The sequence below is a fragment of the Cryobacterium algoritolerans genome, from assembly GCF_004402785.1.
Classification (GTDB): Bacteria; Actinomycetota; Actinomycetes; order Actinomycetales; family Microbacteriaceae; genus Cryobacterium; species Cryobacterium algoritolerans.
Window position 1 is genome coordinate 31501 of record NZ_SOFP01000031.1, and the last position, 19421, is coordinate 50921.

Annotated in this window: 16 protein-coding genes and 4 pseudogenes; 4 read left to right on the forward strand and 16 right to left on the reverse strand. The window is 62.2% G+C overall.

The window, feature by feature from the left end:
- Positions 1 to 113: 113 nt before the first annotated feature.
- Both E3O19_RS06080 and E3O19_RS06085 read left to right on the forward strand, forming a co-directional pair.
- On the forward strand, positions 114 to 560 hold the full coding sequence (locus E3O19_RS06080; protein ID WP_166804494.1) for a DUF4365 domain-containing protein: 447 nt from the start codon (positions 114 to 116) through the stop codon (positions 558 to 560).
- Entirely contained in the window at positions 557 to 1696 is a 1140-nt protein-coding gene (locus E3O19_RS06085; protein ID WP_134566177.1) for a hypothetical protein, read from the forward strand. The genes E3O19_RS06080 and E3O19_RS06085 overlap by 4 nt, the downstream gene beginning before the upstream one ends.
- 84 nt (positions 1697 to 1780) lie before the next feature.
- Here E3O19_RS06085 and E3O19_RS06090 read toward each other — a convergent pair whose 3' ends face one another.
- The 8 genes from E3O19_RS06090 to E3O19_RS06130 all read right to left on the reverse strand — a co-directional run bounded on the left by E3O19_RS06090 (position 1781) and on the right by E3O19_RS06130 (position 12234).
- On the reverse strand, positions 1781 to 5224 hold the full coding sequence (locus E3O19_RS06090; RefSeq protein WP_134566178.1) for a DEAD/DEAH box helicase family protein: 3444 nt from the start codon (positions 5222 to 5224) through the stop codon (positions 1781 to 1783).
- Positions 5225 to 5300: 76 nt separating this feature from the next.
- Entirely contained in the window at positions 5301 to 6254 is a 954-nt protein-coding gene (locus E3O19_RS06095; RefSeq protein ID WP_134566180.1) for a restriction endonuclease, read from the reverse strand.
- Positions 6251 to 7408 (reverse strand): restriction endonuclease subunit S, encoded by a 1158-nt coding sequence (locus E3O19_RS06100; RefSeq protein ID WP_134566182.1) that lies wholly within the window; start codon positions 7406 to 7408, stop codon positions 6251 to 6253. Before E3O19_RS06100 ends, E3O19_RS06095 begins: the two co-directional genes overlap by 4 nt.
- A complete protein-coding gene (locus E3O19_RS06105; protein ID WP_338145078.1) occupies positions 7405 to 8910 on the reverse strand; it encodes a type I restriction-modification system subunit M in 1506 nt (501 codons plus the stop codon). Before E3O19_RS06105 ends, E3O19_RS06100 begins: the two co-directional genes overlap by 4 nt.
- Positions 8911 to 9096: 186 nt before the next feature.
- Complete coding sequence (locus E3O19_RS06110; RefSeq protein WP_134566186.1) at positions 9097 to 9855, reverse strand: SOS response-associated peptidase; 759 nt, start codon at positions 9853 to 9855, stop codon at positions 9097 to 9099.
- Positions 9856 to 10237: 382 nt separating this feature from the next.
- Positions 10238 to 10624: a hypothetical protein gene (locus E3O19_RS06115; RefSeq protein ID WP_134566188.1), complete on the reverse strand. Its 387-nt coding sequence runs from the start codon at positions 10622 to 10624 to the stop codon at positions 10238 to 10240.
- Positions 10625 to 11062, reverse strand: coding sequence for a hypothetical protein (locus E3O19_RS06120; protein WP_134566190.1), 438 nt, complete (start codon positions 11060 to 11062; stop codon positions 10625 to 10627). It lies immediately after the preceding gene.
- Between the two features lie 518 nt (positions 11063 to 11580).
- Positions 11581 to 12234: a ParA family protein gene (locus tag E3O19_RS06130; protein ID WP_134425523.1), complete on the reverse strand. Its 654-nt coding sequence runs from the start codon at positions 12232 to 12234 to the stop codon at positions 11581 to 11583.
- A gap of 946 nt (positions 12235 to 13180) precedes the next feature.
- On the opposite strand from E3O19_RS06130, the gene E3O19_RS06135 reads away from it, so the two are divergent.
- Positions 13181 to 14047 carry a coiled-coil domain-containing protein gene (locus tag E3O19_RS06135; RefSeq protein ID WP_166804495.1) on the forward strand — a complete coding sequence of 289 codons (867 nt, stop codon included), beginning with the start codon at positions 13181 to 13183 and terminating at the stop codon, positions 14045 to 14047.
- 201 nt (positions 14048 to 14248) lie between these two features.
- Here the strand turns inward: E3O19_RS06135 and E3O19_RS06140 are convergent, their stop codons facing one another.
- From E3O19_RS06140 to E3O19_RS18800, 5 genes and pseudogenes are all read right to left on the reverse strand, one after another.
- The gene (locus tag E3O19_RS06140) at positions 14249 to 14668 is read right to left on the reverse strand and encodes a DUF3846 domain-containing protein (RefSeq protein ID WP_134566196.1); all 420 of its coding nucleotides are present in this window, start codon (positions 14666 to 14668) and stop codon (positions 14249 to 14251) included.
- 374 nt (positions 14669 to 15042) lie between these two features.
- Positions 15043 to 15978 (reverse strand): DUF3560 domain-containing protein, encoded by a 936-nt coding sequence (locus tag E3O19_RS06145; RefSeq protein WP_134566197.1) that lies wholly within the window; start codon positions 15976 to 15978, stop codon positions 15043 to 15045.
- A 16-nt stretch (positions 15979 to 15994) separates the two neighbouring features.
- Positions 15995 to 16147, reverse strand: a complete 153-nt coding sequence (locus E3O19_RS17740; protein ID WP_166804496.1) for a hypothetical protein — start codon at positions 16145 to 16147, stop codon at positions 15995 to 15997.
- A 339-nt stretch (positions 16148 to 16486) separates the two neighbouring features.
- Entirely contained in the window at positions 16487 to 17407 is a 921-nt protein-coding gene (dprA, locus tag E3O19_RS06150) for a DNA-processing protein DprA (RefSeq protein WP_134566199.1), read from the reverse strand.
- A gap of 541 nt (positions 17408 to 17948) precedes the next feature.
- Positions 17949 to 18038 (reverse strand): annotated as a pseudogene (locus tag E3O19_RS18800) (AAA family ATPase); the annotation flags it as partial.
- 6 nt (positions 18039 to 18044) lie between these two features.
- Between E3O19_RS18800 and E3O19_RS06155 the strand changes: the two are divergent.
- Positions 18045 to 18257, forward strand: a pseudogene (locus tag E3O19_RS06155) (Tn3 family transposase); the annotation flags it as partial.
- 92 nt (positions 18258 to 18349) lie between these two features.
- On the opposite strand, the gene E3O19_RS06160 reads toward E3O19_RS06155, so the two are convergent.
- The 3 genes and pseudogenes from E3O19_RS06160 to E3O19_RS06165 all read right to left on the reverse strand — a co-directional run.
- Positions 18350 to 18772: a DUF3846 domain-containing protein gene (locus E3O19_RS06160; RefSeq protein WP_134566201.1), complete on the reverse strand. Its 423-nt coding sequence runs from the start codon at positions 18770 to 18772 to the stop codon at positions 18350 to 18352.
- Positions 18773 to 19162: 390 nt separating this feature from the next.
- A pseudogene (locus tag E3O19_RS18805) lies at positions 19163 to 19312 on the reverse strand (ATP-binding protein); the annotation flags it as partial.
- A gap of 15 nt (positions 19313 to 19327) precedes the next feature.
- A pseudogene (locus tag E3O19_RS06165) lies at positions 19328 to 19421 on the reverse strand (IS982 family transposase); the annotation flags it as partial.

Sequence of the window (19421 nt, forward strand, 5' to 3'; positions counted from 1 at the left end):
TTAGTGGGGGGACACACATCTTGACGACTCCGGCGTTTGGCGTACCAGCCTCGAGGTTGAGTACCTCGGCAAATCATTTCTACAGCGACAATGGCCGCCGCGGACGGTATGGAGTGGCATACCTGCGAGCCTTGTGCGCGCATGCAGGCGTCGGATTCGCTGAGACGTCCCCCGACGAAGATATCGATGCCATTGACGCGACTCTGAAATTCGGACGCGCCAGCGCCGAGGTCCAGGTGAAGTGCACCGGCACCTTCAAGGTCGGGACTGGTGCAGCCACACTGCCACTTGAACCCGCCTGGGTTACGAAATGGGCGAGCGCTTATCACCCCATTTTTGTGGTGCTCGTCAAAGTCCCAACGATAATTCCTGACTGGATTGAAAGCACGCCGGTAAGCACCAACCATCGAGCCGTAGCATTCGCTAAGCGATTCGATCGAACCTTGCACACCACTTCGATGAAGTTCACACACGCTGACCAATTAACTGCAGAGACGCTCTATGACTGGCGCGACGAAGTTTACGACTTCTATGAGTCCTTTGCAGGGAGCACGACATGACCCAGGATTTGTCCGCAGGCCTCGCGGCGCTCCTGCGACGACGTGGCTGGGCGCTTGTCAGAGCAGGGGCTTCAGGCGGCGCTGATTTGTGGGCTCTGCCAAACACTCCAACAGAGATGTACTTGCCACGGACAATGCACCGCGGTTCGTTCGAAGCAACCGACGTGATGGAGCGAATAGCCACGGCCCACGGTGAAAAAGTTCGACAAACAGAGCAGGCGGTTGATCTGGTCCAGTTCGATGTCACCAAGTTTCGCGTAGACAACGACCGCTTTGGCACTCAGACAATTCCACTTGAAGCCGGCGCAACCGTAATCACTTCGGCCTTTGGAATGATCCGTGCTGCTGCAACAACCTCCCGTCGACCCCGTTCATCGATCGGCAGCAACTACAGCACACTCGGCGACGAGGTGGCGCGAAGCGCCCGGCTAGGACACACGGAGGTCGGTAGTTTTGTGTTCCCGGTACTAATGCAGGTTAACGAGCCATTGCCAGAGGCAGAGGCGACCTTGGGAACAGAAATGTTTGATTCCGTTCGTCCAGAATCTGACGAGCGAAGGGTCATTCGTACCCTTGCTCAGGCCATATCGGTATTCGAGCAGCAGGTCATTCGGCCCGCCCGTGAACCGCGTGCAGCTGATCTCATACCGGTTGTCATTGCGGGTGGAAGCAAAGAGATCTTTGCTCAAATGAACCGGGCACTTTCTGAGCCGAGCGTGTCCTGGCTCGAGACAAGCTTCGCGTGGGCACCCTCCGAGACGGTTGCTGACGACACGCCAGTTCTCGTCCGAATTCCATCCGACGCTCGGGATCTGGTCGCCAAGACCGTCAGACTCCTTTCCACGCGAGAGAGCGAGCCACTGCGAGTAGTCACTGGACCGATAACCTTCATCGCGCACGCGCCCGGCGATCCATTCGGTGAGATCGCCATTCAGTCGCCACGGCCAAGCGGGTCAGGCGTAGGTCGCGTAGAAGTGCGCGTGCGGGCGGAAGAACTCAGCCAACTTCACCATTGGATGGACACTGCGACCACGGTAGTTGTACAAGGAGTAGTCGAGCGCCGGCCCGGTAAGCCCGCGAGGTTACGTGAAATCGCCACACCTCAGGCGCTCTCCGACACCATAAGCGGGATCTGAGCTTTTATAGTGGAGCGGAAAGTCCGCCCGATGCGCCAACTGGCGATCACAGGACGCGGCCAAAGAGCGCCCGAAACTCACATTTCACGACGCGGCAGCAGTTGCCGCGACATGGCGCAGCACGTCGATCAGGTTCGTTATTTGGGCATCGGTGAACAGTTCGTCGGGGCCGTGGGGTGCGAAGTCCGTGAAGGGAGCTTCGTAGAGCAGGCCGGTCGCGACTGCGCCGCGTTGAGTTAGCTGGTCGATGATGAGTTTCACAAACGCCAGCTGATTTGCGGTGAAGGTTGCGTGTCCGACGAAGGCATCCAACGCGTCGGAGGCGGCGCCCCGGTCCATGCCCGCGACTGAACGGATGAACAGGCCGAGCCCGTTGGCTTCAGCGGTTCCGAATGCGATTTCTGCGGCCGAGAAGCCGCCGGTCTCGGTGAGGATGCGTTCGAGTTCAACGAGGTCGAGGCTCGTGAGCTGGCGTCCCATGCGCAACTTGTGCAACACCACCTGGTCTTGGTGTTCGCGGAGGAAGGCGAGGAGCTTCTCCCGGAACCGTTCACGATCCACACCGGGCGTTGCGATGCGGATCTCCGCCGGCTCAAGCTCACCCAGTGTGTCCTGGAAGTCGGTGTAGACCATCGCCTGTTTGGTTGTGTCGATGAGGCGCACGAGGCTCCGCAACCGCAGTCGCATCAGTTCGAGCAGACCGAGTGTCACACCCTCCCACCATTCGTCGCTGGCGACGGCCTGAATGAGTTCGAGGTTCTGTTTGATGATGGGGATGTTTCGTTGCTCACCGAGCACCTCGACGATCGCTTGCAGGCGTGTCTTCGCCCATATGAACGCGTTCACATCGTCAGGTTCAACGCTCACGACCCCGAGCTGGGCGCGTAAGGCGAGCAGATCGAAGCGCTTGGCTGTCTCGTCCGTGTCGAGGGCATCCTTGGAGGATGGAAGCCCGGATAGGTTCTCGGCCGCTGCGTCCAAGTCCTCACCGGTCGGGGTGGTCCAAGCCCCGGCTTCGGCAAAGCGTTCGACGTGGCGCAGGTGCCGGCGGACGAGGAAGTTGCCGTGGTTCATTCCGGCGACGGCGCCGTGCAGGCTTGCGGCCACCGACCCGCGCAGGGTCCGCTGACTCGCGTCAGCTGAGCCGAGCGCATCGATCGCTCGCAGGAGATTCAACCGCGCTTTGAAGGACCGTTGACGCAGCGGTTCGGGCTGGCCCGAAACGGTGCCTGGCATATCGACGTTGAAGAAGGCGATGTTGTCGCAGACGTCGAAGATCATGAAGTCTTCTTTGTCGGCGCCGGGGCCGTAGAGGTCGGGGCGTAGGCGGGTGCCCCGGCCGATCATCTGCCAGTACTTGGTTTTCGAGTAGACGGGCTTGAAGAACACGAGGTTCGCCACGTCGGGAACGTCTATGCCTGTGTCGAGCATGTCGACGGAGATTGCGATGTGTGGGGCGCTGTCGGTCTTGGAGAATTCACCGATCAGGTTCTGCACGAACTCGGTCTTGTAGGTGAGGACCCGGGCGAATTGACCGGCGTACTCCGGGTAGTTGATGTTGAACCGGGCTTCGATGAACTTGGCATGCTCGTTGTTCTTCGCGAACACGATCGTCTTGCCGAGGCGGTCTCCGCCGGCAACCCGGCGCCCCTCGGTCATGAGGACCTCAAGTACTTTGTCGACGGTGTCGGCGTTGAACAGCCACTTGTTCACCGCGGCCGCGTCGATCTCGTCGGGCACGAGGCCCTCATCCCAGTCGAGTAGATCCCACTGGTCACGTTCGTCCGCGGTCAGATCCGCGTAGCGGATGCCACGGGCCATGAACCCGAGCGCAATCGGTCGGGCGACGGGCGGCACCAGGTATCCGTCGGCAATGGCTTGGCCGAGCTCATAGGAGTCCGTGGGTACGCCGTCTTCGAGATTGAAGAGGCTGTACGTGTTGTGGTCGACCTCGTCCTTCGGTGTCGCGGTCAGACCCACGAGTAGGGAGTCGAAGTAGGAGAAGATCTCGCCGTATTTTTGGTATACCGACCGGTGGGCTTCATCGATGATGATGAGGTCGAAGTAGCCGGGGCCGAACCGGCGCAGACCGCCTTCTGACCCGGCTCCGCCCTGGTCGATCAGGCCCATTATCGTGCCGTAGGTGGAGACGAAGACTCGGCCGTCGGAATCGCGGTCCGTGAGCAGGTTCACCGGTGCGGCGTCCGGAAGGTGCTTCTTGAACTGCCCGGTCGCCTGGTTCACAAGTGCGATGCGGTCGGCGAGAAACAGCACTCTCTTGGCCCAATTCGCTCGTATGAGCACGTCGGTCAAGGCGATCACCGTGCGCGTCTTGCCGCTGCCGGTTGCCATGACGAGCAGCGCCTTGCGTTCGTGGCCTGACTCGAAGCTCTCGGCGATCTTCGTCACGGCCTGCACTTGGTAGTGCCGCCCAGCAATGTCCGCGTTGATGCTCGTTCCGGGGGTGCTGCCCGTGCTCACGAGCGGGTGCTTGGCCGTTCGCCGCTGCACCAGTAGGGCGAGCTGGTCCTGGGTGTAGAACCCGGCGACCGGGCGCGGCGGGTACTGGGTGTCATCCCAGATGTGGTGTTCGTACCCGTTGCTGTAGAAGATGATGGGGCGCTGACCGAACTGGCGCTCGAGGGCGTCAGCGTAGAGCCGGGCCTGTTCCTGACCTACTCGCGGGTCACGTGTGGTGCGTTTGGCCTCCACCAGGCCAAGCGGCAGGCCGTCTTCTCCCCAGAGCACGTAGTCGACGAACCCTTTTCCGGGGTCGTCCCGCTTTGCCCCGGCAGCCCGGGGCATACCTGTGACCGGGAACTCGCGATCGCGAGTATCCGTGAGGGGCCAGCCGGCTTCGCCGAGCAGCAGGTCGATGAACAGGTGCCGGGTTTCGTCTTCACGGTAGTCATAGGTGTCGACGATGACGGCGTTCACTGTCTTCGCCGCGGCCATCGCTTCACGCAGCACCGCCAGCTCAGCAGTGAGGTCGTCGTTGTCCTGGTTGGCCTTGGCCAGCTGCGCGTCTTTGCCAGCGTTGGCGTCGGCGAGTTTCTGCAACTGCTCCCGTGTGCGGGCGGCGGCCCCCGGCTGTGGGCGCGGAATGGAGGCACTGTCGAAGAGCACTCCCGGCGCGGGGCGCAGCTCGGGCGCGGAGGCATAGTGGGTGGCCAACCAGATCAGCACGTGGAAGAGCTCTCGCACCACGGGCAGGCTCTGCGTGTGTTTCAGAGCGCCGGCCTGGTGCACGGCGTCGTTGCCCCGCATCCGAATCACGTTCATCTTCGCGTGGATGCCCGGGCCGACGAGTGCCTTGAAGGTGGGCTCGAACAGCAGGCTGGAGAGGTCCCTGTTATACGGCAGAGTGAGCGAGTCATCGGCCCGGTACAGCCAGTGCACGACCAGTTCGATGGTTCGCCGTGCGTAGAAGACCGACGACCGCGGTTCCCCATACGCATAGTGCTCCGAGCGTCGCGCCTCGTCACTGATCTCTGGCCACGCCGCCGTCACGAAATCGAAATTGCCCACCGCTGAAATCCCCCGGTCCCCAAACGCTTACAAGGCTGACTCTAGCGGCCGCCAGCGCGGACGAACGGGACCGATCTCACTCGAAGTAGTCCTCGTCAACCTCGACGACCTCGTACGTGCGTTTGATCTGAACGCCAACGCGGTAGCGAATCATGAGCTCCGCCAGGCGCGGCCCGTCAATGAGGACCACACGGTTCGGGATCTGCTCAACGTAGTCACGAGCACCCTTCGAGAAGAGACTGGTGGTCACGAAGACGCCCTGTGACGCACCCTTGCCGGCCAGCGCTCCCACGAACCCCTGAATCTCCGGGCGTTGCACCGTGTTGCCGTCCCCGTAACGCTTCGCCTGCACGTAAATCTGGCTCAGTCCCAAAGCGTCTTGGTCGATGACACCATCCACCCCGCCGTCGCCCGAGCCGCCCAGACGTCGCCCGCGCTGCTCGGTACCGCCGTAACCCATCATGTTAAGCACGTCGACAACGGCCTGCTCAAAAAAGTCGGGATGCTGCTCTCGCAGCCGGCGAATCAAATCGACCGCTGCTTCCGCAGCAAACGCCTGCACGCCAGCCTCAATGAGCTCAGTCGGGTCCTCGTCGATACTGGAAATTGAGACGGCCGGGGCCGAGGCCTCGCCGCGCATCTTGCCGCGCTGCGGAACGTACGCCTGATACGCGGGGATCTTCTCGAGCTCCCTCACGCCGAATCCATCAGGTGATTGAGCGAGCAGGTTTCGGCCGGTTTCGGTGATCTGCATGACAGCCCGAGCCGGTTTCGAAAGCGCCTGCGCCTGCGAAAGGGCCGATGTGGCCCAGCCAATGCGGTTGAGCGCCCGGTACTGACCGGACGGAAGCATCTCAACGCGTCCCGCGGCGGTGATGCCAGCCTGGTCGAGCGTGGCCTGCTCAAGACTCTTCTTCGACCAGGTGTTGCCATCAGAGAGCACCTGCAAGAGCGGTTTCATAAAGGCGTGCCACTGCGGAAGCGTGGAGATGGACTTCGGCTGCTCGACGGACTCGACCAGATCACTCATAGTTCTCCTCGGCAGGCACGGTGCTGGAGGGACGCGAACAGCTCATCAGAATGCGAGATTCCGACCAGAAACGAGAGGCGCAAGGAATTGATCTGATCTATGACTGCGAGAAACACGCGCTGGATGTCGAGAGGCGGTACTTGGATAGTAATTCCCTTGATAATGCCGAGGTTCAGGTTCTTCTGACGAATCCCGCGCTGCAAGAGTAAGACCTCGGCGCGCTTCGCCTGAACCGCGAAATAGACAAACTCAGGTAGCGCTTTGTGTTCGTCTAGAACGCCGAAAGCAATCGCCTGATTACATGTCATTGGGATGGCAGCGATCGCAGATTTGAGAGCGGCAGTATCGTACATTCCAAGCAGCAGGGCGCCTTGGGGAACGTACCTGGCCGCACTTTGGTTCACGGCGCTCTCCGAGATCAGTTCCTTCGTTGTTCGAATGAACATCGAGTTCAGTTCCCCTGAGGTTGCCCAAGGAATTGATCCCACGAAATACTCCGGCACTGCTCTCGACGGAGTGCCGCCGGACCTCCAGATTCCAATCTCCTCAAGAGAGTGCGTTGATGCCAGTTCAGCGGAGCTTGTCTGCAGTTCCTCGAAGGCAGAGTCGGCGAGCTCGTCGAGGAGGGTTAGGGCGTGGCGGCGTTTGGTGCGCAGCTCGTCAGCCTGATCGAGGATCGCCGCGATACGACGCTGCTCAGGCAGAGGGGGAAGCGGGATTTGTATCGATCTTAGGAAATCAGCGGGTACTCGCTGCTGGCCTCCACTACCCGTCATTCGTCGCTGACCCGCAGAACGGACCTCCGGGCCACGAATCAGATGCAATAGATAACGAGCATCCGCCCTTTCTTCATCTGCGCGCACTACATGGAATTCCGTCGAACCGAAACCGATTGGATGCTCCAGCTGAGCCTGGGCGATCTTCCCATTCTCAAAGCAGGGTGTGATCTTGGCGAAAAGCAAGTCGCCGTCGGTAAAAGCCGTGTAGCCCTTCTTGACCTCCCCATAGGTTCGTGACATTCCCAAACTCGTCGAACCGTGTTCGGAGACGTCAGCCATGCCCAGGAATGACACTTCATCGCCTTCGTCGAGCACAGAACCAAGTCTTGGATTGATCTCGCTGATCTCCTCCAGCCGCACCGTTGGCCAAGTCATTCTGCCGCCGCCAGCGAGATTCGCAACTCAGCCAGGCCCGCCGCGATCTCTGCATCCAGCGCGGCGAGGTCATCAAGGATCTTCCTCGGAGGTCGGTGAACAACGACCTCGTGCTCGACCTCTTTGTACCGGTTGAGCGAGAGGTCGTAGCCCTGGGCGACGATCTCGGCTTTGGACACCATGAACGACTGCGCGGTCCGCGGTCGACCCAACTCGACGCCTGTCGATTGGGCGATCGCTGACCAGCGGGCGAAGACGTCGGGCAGGTTGTTCTGCTCGTGCACCGCGGCATCTAGCTCGGTGCGCTTGTCGTCGAGGGAGAATCCATCGGCCTGTACGTCGTAGAACCACACGTTGTCGGTGCCACCGGAGCTGGTCTTCGTGAAGAAGAGAATGGCAGTGGAGACTCCGGCGTACGGCTTAAAGACGCCGCTCGGCAGCTTCACGACCGCGTCGAGCTTGTGGTCCTCAATCAGGATGCGCCGCAGGTCCTTATGGGCCTTCGAGGAGCCGAAGAGCACCCCGTCGGGCACGATGACGGCAGCACGGCCGCCGTTCTTCAGCAGTCGCAGCGTGAGTACAAGGAAGAGCAGTTCGGTCTTCTTTGTCTTCACGACGTCGAGCAGGTCCTTGGCGGTGGTCTCGTAGTCGAGGCTGCCGGCGAAGGGCGGGTTGGCGAGCACGAGCGTGTAGGAATCCGTTTTCGGGTGGTCCTCAGCGAGGGAGTCGCCGCGCTCCATGGTCGGGTTGTCGACACCGTGAAGCATCAGGTTCATGCTTCCAATGCGAGCCATTGCGGCGTCGGAGTCGTACCCGGTGAACGCTGGGCCGTTGAAGTGGTCGCGGCTGAGAGTGTCTGTGAAGATTTCGGGGTGATGCTCGCGCAGGTACTCGCCGGCCACGACCAGGAAGCCGGCTGTGCCCGCGGCGGGGTCGATGATCACGTCGGTGGGGGTGGGCGCTGACATGTCGACCATGAGCTTGATGATGTGACGGGGGGTGCGGAACTGCCCGTTGGTGCCAGCTGTGGCGAGCTTGGAGAGCATGTACTCGTACACGTCACCCTTGGTGTCGCGGTCAGCCATGGGAATGGCGGTGAGGAGGTCGACGACCTTCACGAGGAGCGCCGGGGTGGGGATGGTGAAGCGGGCGTCCTTCATATTGCGGGCATAGCTGGAGCCTGTCTCTCCGAGCTGCTGCAGGAATGGGAAGACGTGTTGCCCGACGATCGTGAACATCTCATCGGCAGACCGGTTCGCGAACACCGACCAGCGCAGATCGTTGAAGTCGCGTGGGGCGCGGCCGGTGTCATCCTTCCCCTCAGGGAAGACGCGGTTCTCGATCGGTTGGCCCGTGCGGTTCGCCTTGTTCTCGACGAGGGTGTGCAGGTCGTCGAGGCGTCGGATGAAGAGGAGGTAGGTGATCTGCTCGATCACCTCGACGGGGTTGGCGATGCCGCCGGTCCAAAACGCGTTCCAGACCTTGTCGATCTGTGACTTCAATTCCCCAGTTACCACTGTGTGGTGCTCCTCTTGCTGAAACGCTGTGCTGACCGGTTTCGTTCACCGGCGCCGCTGTCGAGTTTGGCAGAGTATCGGCCGTCGCCGGCATTGGGACGGGGTTGCCATCCATCTGATGACCGTACGTCGGCGCCGACAGTTTGGTGGGGATGTCCCACGCCTCGTCGTTCAGGATGTCGACAGATTCTTTTCGGCCGTGACTTTAATCGAGCTCCCCACTCGGTACTGGGAGTTGATTCTGATTGGTTCGATCAGTCGTTGGTCCTCACTGTCGAGGGTGCGGACGTTGTTGACTGTCCGGGCTACCGGGTACGCCGTCATTGTCTTGGCGATAGCGATGGAGCTGCGGTCAAGCATCGAGAGGACTTCTTCCTTGTCGGTGATCTTCTCCGGGCGCAGCCATTGTTCCCACACGTCCAGGGTCAAGAACACGGGCATCCGGTCGTGGATCTCACCGGACGTGTCTCGAGCTGCGCGGGTGATGATCGTGAACGTGATCTTCCACACGTCTCCCTCCTGGCGGGCAGCGTAGAGGCCGGCCGCGGCCAGCAAGTCGCTGTCGCTGTGGAGGAAGTAGGGCTGTTTGCCGTCGTCCATCTGCTGCCACTCGTAGTACCCGGCCATGGGCACCAGGCACCGTTGGCTGGCAAATGCGCTCCGGAACATGCCGTTACTGGCCACAGATTCCAGGCGTGCGTTGATGGGGGCGGGGCCACCCTGCTTCGCCCAACCCGGCTTCAATCCCCACGAGGCCAAATCCAGGTCACGCTGCACCGTTTCGTCGTGGATCCATTCGCGCACGACCGGCGCCGGATCCGTGGGGGCAACACTGTACGAGGGTTTCCAGTCGGCGGCGTTGTCGCCGGTGGCGTCGAAGACGCTCAGCAGCTCGTCGGTGGTGCTGGGAACCACGAATCTGCCGCACATGCTGTTGAAGCTACCGCTCCCCCGACCTCACCAGCAATGGAATCAACCCGTCGCCCTCCGGGCACAGCCGGGAAGAGGTACGTCAGACGAGTCGAACGACACCGCACTCCGGGCAGCACCAGAAGGGGCCTTCATCTGTGCCCTCGATCACCATGCGGACCAAGCATCGTTCGCAGTTCGGCGCACCAAGGTCGTCCATGTCGGCCATACTACGCACGCACCCGCGTTGGATGACTAGCGGATCTGGTTGCCTTCTCAGAAATCGCTGCGATGACCGGCCGGCCCGACGGATCATGGTGAGATGTCGCCTTCGTATCCCTCCCCCAGGGTTGTGTGAGGGTGAACAGCATCCGGGCTGCTGGGTGTGGCGCGACGTGGACCGCTAGCGGAAGTTCTTCTTCGAGTCCGTTTCATTGGGGTGGCCGGTGGCGGCTCTCGTGATGTACACGCGTCCTGGCTCCTTCACCTTCGCATTGGGCTCGTGAACGGCGTACCAGAGCCGTGCACCGTCGGTCACTTTGTACTGCCACTGTGGAAGGGCTTCACCGTCGACCAGGACCGTTTCGAGATCTCCGCGAAGTCGGTAACAGCGATCAGGGTCGTACTTCGCGGGATGCGCGGTGAGGTAGTCGAAGGCGTCTGCCAGGGCATTCTTCGCGGACGCCTTCAGATCAGTCCAACCGCGTTGGGCTGCAGCACTGCCGAAGAAGATTTCGTACTCGGTGCCCTTGATCGGTCGCGGAACCGGGGTACCGCGCTTCCCTGCCATCTACGGTCGGATAACGCGGACAGGAACAGCTGGCAGCTCGATGGGCTCAACAGGTGGCATACCCATCGCGTAAGCCAAGGCTGTTTCCTTCCACTCCTGCTGCGCGCGCAGCAGCCGCTCAAACGTCCCCAGCTCGCTGGCGGCATAGAGCAGCTGCTCGATCTCGGCCGCGTACGCGCTGAGTTCTTCGGAAGTGAACTCCCCCGTCCACGCAAACAAGTCGGTCAGTGCTGCCGCGACGTCGCCCTTGTTCCTGCCGATCGCGCGGATCAATCGACTCGACAGCGCGACACCATTCTCGAGGACGTCAAGATCGTGACCGCGAAGAATCACCAGATCGTCACCGTCACGGCGCGTGATTCGAACCTGGCCCTCGTCGATGTGGGCCAGAACCTCCTTGGGCTTGCGCAGAAGGTCAGTGAAGGTTGCGGTACTCATACCTACACACTACATCAGATAAACATCTGATTGACGGCCTGTGGTAATTAGCATTGCCGGCTTAGGAAATTACGAACTTACAGAGTTACGAAGTTGATCCTCCGTGCTTCCAGCAAGATTGTCGGCCCTGGCCAACAGCAGATCTACGGCTATGCGGATGAGCGTGTTGTCTGTAATGCGCTCCCCGCCGTCTGTCTTGTTTCGGTTGATTTGGCGAGCCTTTGCCGCGAGGGCATCCATCTGATCTCCGCGTAGGCGAGTCTCTTTCCGTACGAAGGAAAGATAGTGGGCACCTCCCCCGACATCAGGAGCCTCATTTGGCTCCTTCTGTTTGACTGCCGCACGGCTCGACGGCGCAGGAGCAATCTCAGGTGCTGGTACTGATGCTGATGCTGATGCTGGTACTGGTACTGGTACTGGTACTGGTACTGATTCAGTCATAACCGGCTCGCGGACGATTGCCTGTGCAGCTTCTCGTTTTGGATCGCCGAGCAGCTGGGTGAGTTTCGTTCTCGCCATCACTTGCCTCCTTTGGTGTTGGCCCAGTAGGAAACGAGCTCGAGGGCAACTCGTCGGTAGTCCTCGCGCGCCTTGCTGGCGATTCTGGAGTCCCCGTCTGCGTATTGGGTTACAACACGGCCCTCAATGGGTGCCATCTTGTGGATCTTGTAATCGCGAATCGCCGCTTCGAATCGCGCAAAGCCAGCTCCATCTAGTAGCCCCTGGGCATCAACCAGGTCCGACGGAACACGCGGGTCGACCCGATTGACCAGAACCCGATAGTTCACGCCGGCCGGGACGACTACCTCATTTATCGTGGCCATCAACGGAGCAAAAGCGAGTGGCGACGGCTCGGTGGGAAGGATCACGAAGTCGGACTCCCCCAGGACGGTAGAAAGCACGTCTCGTCCTTCAAGAGAACCTGGGGTGTCAACGAAGACCACGTCATAGGGCAGTTCCCGCAGCCGGGCGAGATTTCTCGGGTCAGTGTCGTCGGCGACATCGAATGGAAGGCTGTCCCCCGCCCTGTCGGCCCACCACGCTGATGATCCTTGCGGGTCCACGTCGACAACTAGGACTCGGGAGTTCTCAGCGCAGACGCTCGCGAGATTCATCACTGTTGTTGTCTTGCCGGCGCCGCCTTTTTGGTTGGCTATTGAAACAATCCGCATTTGATCTCCGCTCTGTAACTCTGTAAGTTCACGACTCCGTAAGTATCGAAGTTCGGTTGTTACTAAGTCTGTTAGTTCGAAAGTACCAGAGTCTGGAACCTACAGACTCATTCAACTTGCGCGTGTTGCACTTACAAACTTCCGAAGTAACGAACTCGCGAGACACCGGACAATCGGAGTTCCAGACTTGCGAAGTTCCGGACTCACGAAGTTACAGACTCATTAGGCGTTTGGGCCGGTTCTTGCGAACGCGCCAAGGAACGAATGTGGGCGAAGTTCCGTACTTACGTACTTACGAAGTTACAAAGTTACGAAGTTACGAAGTTACGAAGTTACGAAGTTACGAAGTTCAAGCAAAGGCTAGCTGGCGGGCCCTCGAAACCGAGAAGCGACCAAGAGTCGAGTTCGGCCGGGGCCAGTGACCAGATCGGTCCGTACGCGGTTTCGGGCCGGCCAGGGGAGCGGTCTGGGGATCTACACATAGGTGACGGGGCGCCGCCCGCGCCAACGGTCTCGAGAATGGGCGCACATCGTCAGTTTGACCGTTCACTGACATCGCGATGAGCGGATTACTGACATCCCAGTGAGCATTCTCAGCAGACGACTTCGAAAAATGACACGAACGGTGAGCACTTTCATGTTTCGTTTTTCGTTGTTTTGTTACGTGTTTTGTGTTTTGTTCTGTTAGTGTGACGTTATAAATAATCTGGTGCAGGTGGAGCAGCGTGTGTGTCGGTTTCCGGGGTGTGAGCGGTCTGCTGTGGCTGCGGAGGCTGGGACGGGGCGGCCGCCGGAGTATTGCGATGATGAGGGCCACAACCGGGCCGCGGCGTGGCGAGCACGCCGGCGCCTGAGTACGGAGCCTGCGCGGGATGTCGAGGATGAGAAGCGTCCGGTGGATGCTGCGCGGCAGCGTGCGAGTGCGATCCGGGGTCAGGTCGCGGGGATGGTCGAGCACCTCGGCGCCCAGCTGAATGCCCTGGTCGAGGAGCTCCGCACGGTCGCGGATCCCGATGCGGCTGAGGCGCAGATCGAATCCGTCACGAGCGAGGCGGCCGAGCAGGTCGCGTCGGCGTCGGCGCGGGCGACGCGGGCGGAGCAGGCGCAGCGGCAGGCGGAAGCGGAGCGGGTGGAGGCCGACGCGGCCGCCGTCGAGGCCTCCGAACTCGCCGAGCAGCAGCAGGCCGCCTTGGCCGAGACCCACGAACAACTGGCCGAACAGGCCCAGGCGCTGGAGCAGATTACGGTCGAGCTGGCCGAGACCCGGAGTGCGGGGGAGGCCCGGGACCTGGCTGCGCAGGCGGAACTGGTCGAGCTCCGCGAGCAACTGGCCGCTACTCAGGTGCGTTTGACTGAGACCGAGCAGTCCCGCACCGAGGCGACAGCCCGTGCAGAGGCCGCGGTCATGGCGCGGGCGGAAGCGGACGAGCGTGCCCGGGGCGCGGTCGCCCGCGCTGACGAGGAAGCGGGGCGGGCCATGCGGGCCGAGGCCGACCTGGTCGTTGCCCGGGAGCAGCTGGACCAGCTCCGTACCGAGCGTGAAACGTTACGCGAACAGGTCAGTGAGCTTCGTGGCTCGGTGGCCACGGTGAGTGTGGAGCGAGACGCGGCCCGGACTGACGCTGACCGGGAGCGGGTCCACGGGGATCAGCGGGTCGCTGATCTCCGCACCAGCCAGGACCAGCAGTACGAGCAGATCCGCACCGAACTGGCCGAAGCACGCCAGGACGCCCGTGAACAGCGCACCCGCGCCGACACCGCCGAAGCACGAACCACCCCGCCGACGACCAGGAAGCCCGCCTCGAAGCAGTAAACGTCTCCGCCCTCATCAGGTCGACGGGCCCGCGAGAGCCACGGGTTGCTTTGGTGGGGGCGAGCGAGGGGACTCGCCCCTCGCCGCCGGCCGACGGCCGGTGTTACGCGCCCGAGTGCTATCGGCGGACCGTGCCGGTGGAGGAGTAGCGCCGGGTTGCCCCTCACCGGCTGGCCTGGGAGGGCCAGCCGGTGGCCACGGCTAGATGTTGCGGAGCATGCTCACCACGGTGGGGAACGGGGACAGGCTCTCCACGAGGGCGTCGACGGTCCGGGCGTCGGGCTTCTGCGCGAAAGACTCCTGGATTCGGGCGAGCTGTGCGTCGGTGAGGCCGACGGTTTCGCCGTCTCCGGTGACGCTGACGGCAATGGCGGTGCCGAAGATGACCGTTCGGGAGCCGAGGCGGTGGGCGAGCACGGTCGCGGGCAGGTTCAGGGTTGACCCGTTGATGAGTCCTTCATCATCGACGAAGAGGTCGATCTCGTCCTCCAGGCCGACGACGTCGAACATCCGGCAACCGATGGCGGCGATGATGTCCGCCCCGATGCTGACCTCGTTCACGTCCAGGGTGGTGATGGTTTCGGTCGGGTTGATCTTGACGCTGCGGATGCTGGTGGTCATGGGGTTCTCTCTCCAGGGTTGGTGAGGTGCGCGGGGTCCCGAGCTCTCTCGTGGGCAATGGTTGTGTTGTCGTCCACCGTTTTTCTGCCCTTGGTGGCAAGAGAAATCGATTGAGAGCGGGAGTGCCGGAGTGCCCGCACTCTCGTGCGAAATAAGGGAGCCTGCGACCGCGTGCGAGAGTGCGGGTGACGCAGGCACGGAGCGAACTACGATGATTGGCCACCAAGGGAAGAAATGTTTTGAAAGAGTCAGGCCGGCGCAGCCGGCTCCGTGTGTGTCCGGCCTCCAGGCCGGATTCACCTGGTGGGGGAGTGTGAGGGGGCAACATCCCCCTCACGGCGGCCGGCCCCGGGGCGGGCCGGCCTACGCGGCAGTTATTCGGGCCGCAGGAGCTGCTGGATCTCCGCATACTGGGCAGTATCAGTCCACGTGTAACCGGTGCTGACGCTGACGGTCTTGGGGTTGGCGCGGACGACGTCGCGCCACTGGCCGCGGATCTTCACCCGGTCACCCTTCTTGACGGTGCTGCGGTCGTAGCTGGTGGCCGTGCCGCTCTCGATCTGGGCGGCGCGCACGGCTTCCCAGTACGCGATCTGGTCGCGCTTTTCGGCGAGGTTGGGTGCGAGGTGGTCTGCTCGGGCCTGCTTCTGGGTAGCGGTGGCGTCGACGTAGCCTTGTGCGTCGTCGTAGCGCAGGGCGATGACGCGTCGTTCTAACTTGCGCAGCTCAGCCCCCAGAGTGTTGATGCGGTTGGCCACGGTGACGGGCCGGTAGCGGGCGTCGGTGGTGTGGGTGGCCGCGTTGGCCCGTGCCTGGGCGTGGGTGGCGTCGGCGCTGGCTTCAACTGATTTACGCATGGCGGTATCTGCTTTGGCGATCGCGTTGCGGTGGCGGCCTTCGGAGTGGTGGCCAATCTTGATCGGTTCTCCTCCTTCGGGCAGGCGGTCAAGCGCTGTCCGGGCGCGGGTCCACGCGTCGTCGCTTGCGGTGGCCTTGCGGTCGGCTTTGGCGGCCAGGGCGTCGACCCGGTCGGCCTGACGTCCGATCTTTCCGGCCTCGACCTCGGCGGTCGTGCGTCGCGTGCTGTCGATGTCGGTTTCGACCTCGAATCCGGCCGCTTCCAAGGCCTTCTGGGTGCGGGTGATGGTGTGGAGCTGGGGGAGGCGGTCGCGGGACTGGGGGACGAACCAGGCGCTGATGCTGCGCCCCCAACGCCAACCAACGGTCTTGAGGACGTCGGCGGTTCCGTCGCCTTTACTGGTGCCGTCGATCATGGTTCCGGCTGCGTGGCTGTGGGTGATGGTGAGCATGGTGTTTTTTCCTCGTTTAGGCGAAGCTGTCGGCGTAGCGGGTCGCGGTGCGGGTTTCTCCGGGCTGGGTGTCCACGGCCCCTTCCGAGGTGCACCCGCTGCAGGCGCACCCGTCCGCGTAGCGCTCCCTCGGGTAGGTGTTCTCGTACCGGTAATCGGACTCGACCATGGGATCTCTTCTCTTCGTGAACAACTGTTTTTTGGGCCTGTCTGGCAAGAGAAATCGATAGCGACCGGGAGTGCCGAAGTGCCCGCAGTGCCGGGCGAAATAAGCCCGCAGGGCGCGTCCGGCACTGCGGGTGACGCAGGCACGGGAGGGAGCTACGATGATTGGCCAGATAGGACAAAAATGCCCGGCAATCAGCGCCGCACAGCGGCTCCACATCGCTTCGGACGGCTTCGCCGTCGCAGTATCAGAGTGATATCACCGTGATATTCCGCAGCGGGGGAGTGCGAGGGGGATTCCTCCCCCTCGCCGGCCAGCTCGGGAGCTGGCCGGCTGCCCGGTCTAGAGTGCGGCGGCGTCCTCAGCGTTCGTGATGAGCTGTGCACCGAATTCGCGGATCAGGCGGTGGCATCCGGCACTGGTCGGGGACGTGACCGGGCCGGGGACGGCGCCCACGGGGCGGGCGATTGTGAAGGCGTGGGTTGCGATGTTCAACGATCCCGACCGGTAGCCAGCTTCTGTGACGACAGTTGCGCGGGCGGCGGCCGCGATCAACCGGTTTCGCATCAGGAACCGGTACCGGGTGGGGCTCTGTCCGAAGCCAATTTCGGAGGCAACCGCGCCTGCCTCAGTAATCCGGGTGAGCAGAGCGTCGTGGCCGGTGGGGTAGTACCGGTCGAGTCCGCCTGCAAGGTACGCGACGGTGCGCCCGCCGCTAGCCAGCGCTGCCCGGTGAGACATTCCGTCTACCCCGTAGGCGGCACCGGAAATGATCACGTGGCCTCGGCTGACCAATCCCGCGGTGATCTCCATAGTGACGTGTTCGCCGTACCCGGAGGAGGCTCGAGCCCCGACGACGGCTGTGTTCAAGGGATCGGCCAGGATCTCGGTGGTACCTCGGACCCAGAGCGCGTAGGGGGCGGCGGTGCCGAGGTCGTTGAAACCTGCGGGCCAGTGCGGGTGGGCGGGGGTGATGAGTTCTGCCGACCCGGTGTCTGCGGCCGCGAAAGCTGCGGCAATGTTGCCCGTTGTGGCGCGGGGCCGGGTGCGGGCGCGGAGTGTGGCCAGGTCGAGTCCTGCCGCGTCGCCGGTGCCGTGCAGGAGAACGTTCAGGGCTTCTTCCGCGCCCAGTGCGGCGATGAGGTTTCCGGTGTCCCTGTCTCCGGGCTCGCTGATGATGGTCCAGATTCCGCGCGCACCTGCGTCGGTAGTGAATCGTTGGATGGTGGGAACGTGGGTGGTGATGCTGGCGAGCGTGTTCATGGGTTCTCTCTCCCTCGTGGACAACTGTTTTTTTGGCCTGTCTGGCAAGAGAAATCGATAGCGACCGGGAGTGCCGAAGTGCCCGCAGTGCCGGGCGAAATAAGCCCGCAGGGCGCGTCCGGCACTGCGGGTGACGCAGGCACGGAAGGGAGCTACGCTGAACCGCCAGAAAGGACANAAGGGAGCTACGCTGAACCGCCAGAAAGGACAAAAATGCCCGGTAATCAGTGCCGCAAAGCGGTTCCATATAGCTTCTGACGGCGTGGCCGTCGTGCTTTCAGAGTGATATCACTCTGATATCTCCGTGCCGCGTAGCGGCTCCCCTGGGGGATGGGTACGGCGGCTGCGCCGCTGTTCCGTCACGGCCCGGAGGGACGGGTGCCTGGTTGTTTTCAGGCTCTGGCTTCCGTGCCGGGTCTTGGGGCGAGGTTAGTCCTGTTTGGGGGGCTTGTGAATTAGTCGAATATCCGACGCTACGGTGTGGAGTTCGACGCTCGGTGGCGGCGTTCTGTGATCGCTTTGTGTCGCTAGTTTCCGAAGAGACGAGGATGCTGGCAGCGGCTTCGATCACGTCGTCAGTGGTGGCTTCGAGCTCGTTGATCTTCAGCACGCGGGCGATCTGGGGGAAGAGCGGTACCTCCACGCCAGCGCAATCGTCCTCTGGAACACGGTCTACCTCGACCGCACCATCACTGACCTCAACAGCAACGGCGGTGACATCGACCCGGATCTGCTGAGGTTCCTCTCGCCCCTGGGCTAGGAACACATCAACCTCACCGGCGATTACACCTGGCCACACAACATCAAACCCGGAAAATACAGGCCTCTACGACGTCCGACAGGACGCTAACGCCGGATATTTGACTAATTCACAAGCCACCCCGAGTAGCGCCCGGGGTTGCGCCTCACCGGCTGGCCTGTGGGGGCCAGCCGGTGTCGCGGCTAGATGTTGCGGAGCATGCTCACCACGGTGGGGAACGGGGACAAGCTCTCCACGAGCGCGTCAACGGTCCCGGCGTCAGGCTTCTGCGCGAGTGCTTGCTGGATTTGGGCGTACTGGGTGTCGGTGAGGCCGACGGTTTCACCGTCTCGGGTGACGCTGACGGCGATGGCGGTGCCGAAAACCACCGTGGGGCGGCCGAGTCGGTGGGCGAGCACGGTCGCTGGCAGGTTCAGGGTGGACCCGTTGATGAGTCCCACGTCGTCGACGAAGAGGTCGATGTCATCTTGCAGGCCGACGACGTCGAACATGGAGCAGCCAATGGCACCGCAGATATCGGTCCCGATGCTGTCTGAGGCCAGGTTCAGGGTGGTGATGGTGTCGGTCGGGTGGATCTGGATGCTGCGGATGGTGACGGTGTTCATGGTGGGGTCCTCTCCCTCGAAACAACTTGTTTTTTGCCTGTCCGGCAAGAGAGATCGATTGAGAGCGGGAGGCCCGCAGTGCCCGGTTTCCGGGGCGAAATAAGGGAGCTTGCGACCGCGTCCCGGTAACTGGGCACGTAGGGCCGGGAGCGAACTATGATCGGCTGCCGGAAAGGAAAAAAACGGGGTCAGAACGTGCCGCGCAGCGGCTCAAAAGAAGGTTCTTTCCGGCGCAGCCGGACCCGACAGGGAACTCTTGACTGAGTATTTGAAGGTTTAGGGCCACTGAATATTGCCCCGGGCACCGGTATTGCCGGGTGGTGCCAGGCTGTCGCGCGGTCGGGGGCCAGTGGCGCCCGACCGCGCGAGCCTATGTGCCTTGACCTGGCCGGCGGTGTGTCCTCGCCTGTTGTGGCCGCCTGTCTCGACCCAGATGGTGTTGTGCCCGATGCGGTCCATGATGGCGTCGGCGTGAACCCCAGAACCGAGGCGCTGGTGCCAGTCTTTTTGGGCGTACTGGGTGCAGAACACCGTTGATGCCTAGATGAGTGAGTCCTAATGGTCGTAGGCGATGAGGGATCGTTTGTTGGGTGTTCCGAGGAGCCAGTTGTGCCAGATTCCGGCGGCGAGGGCGAGTAGCCGGCCGGCG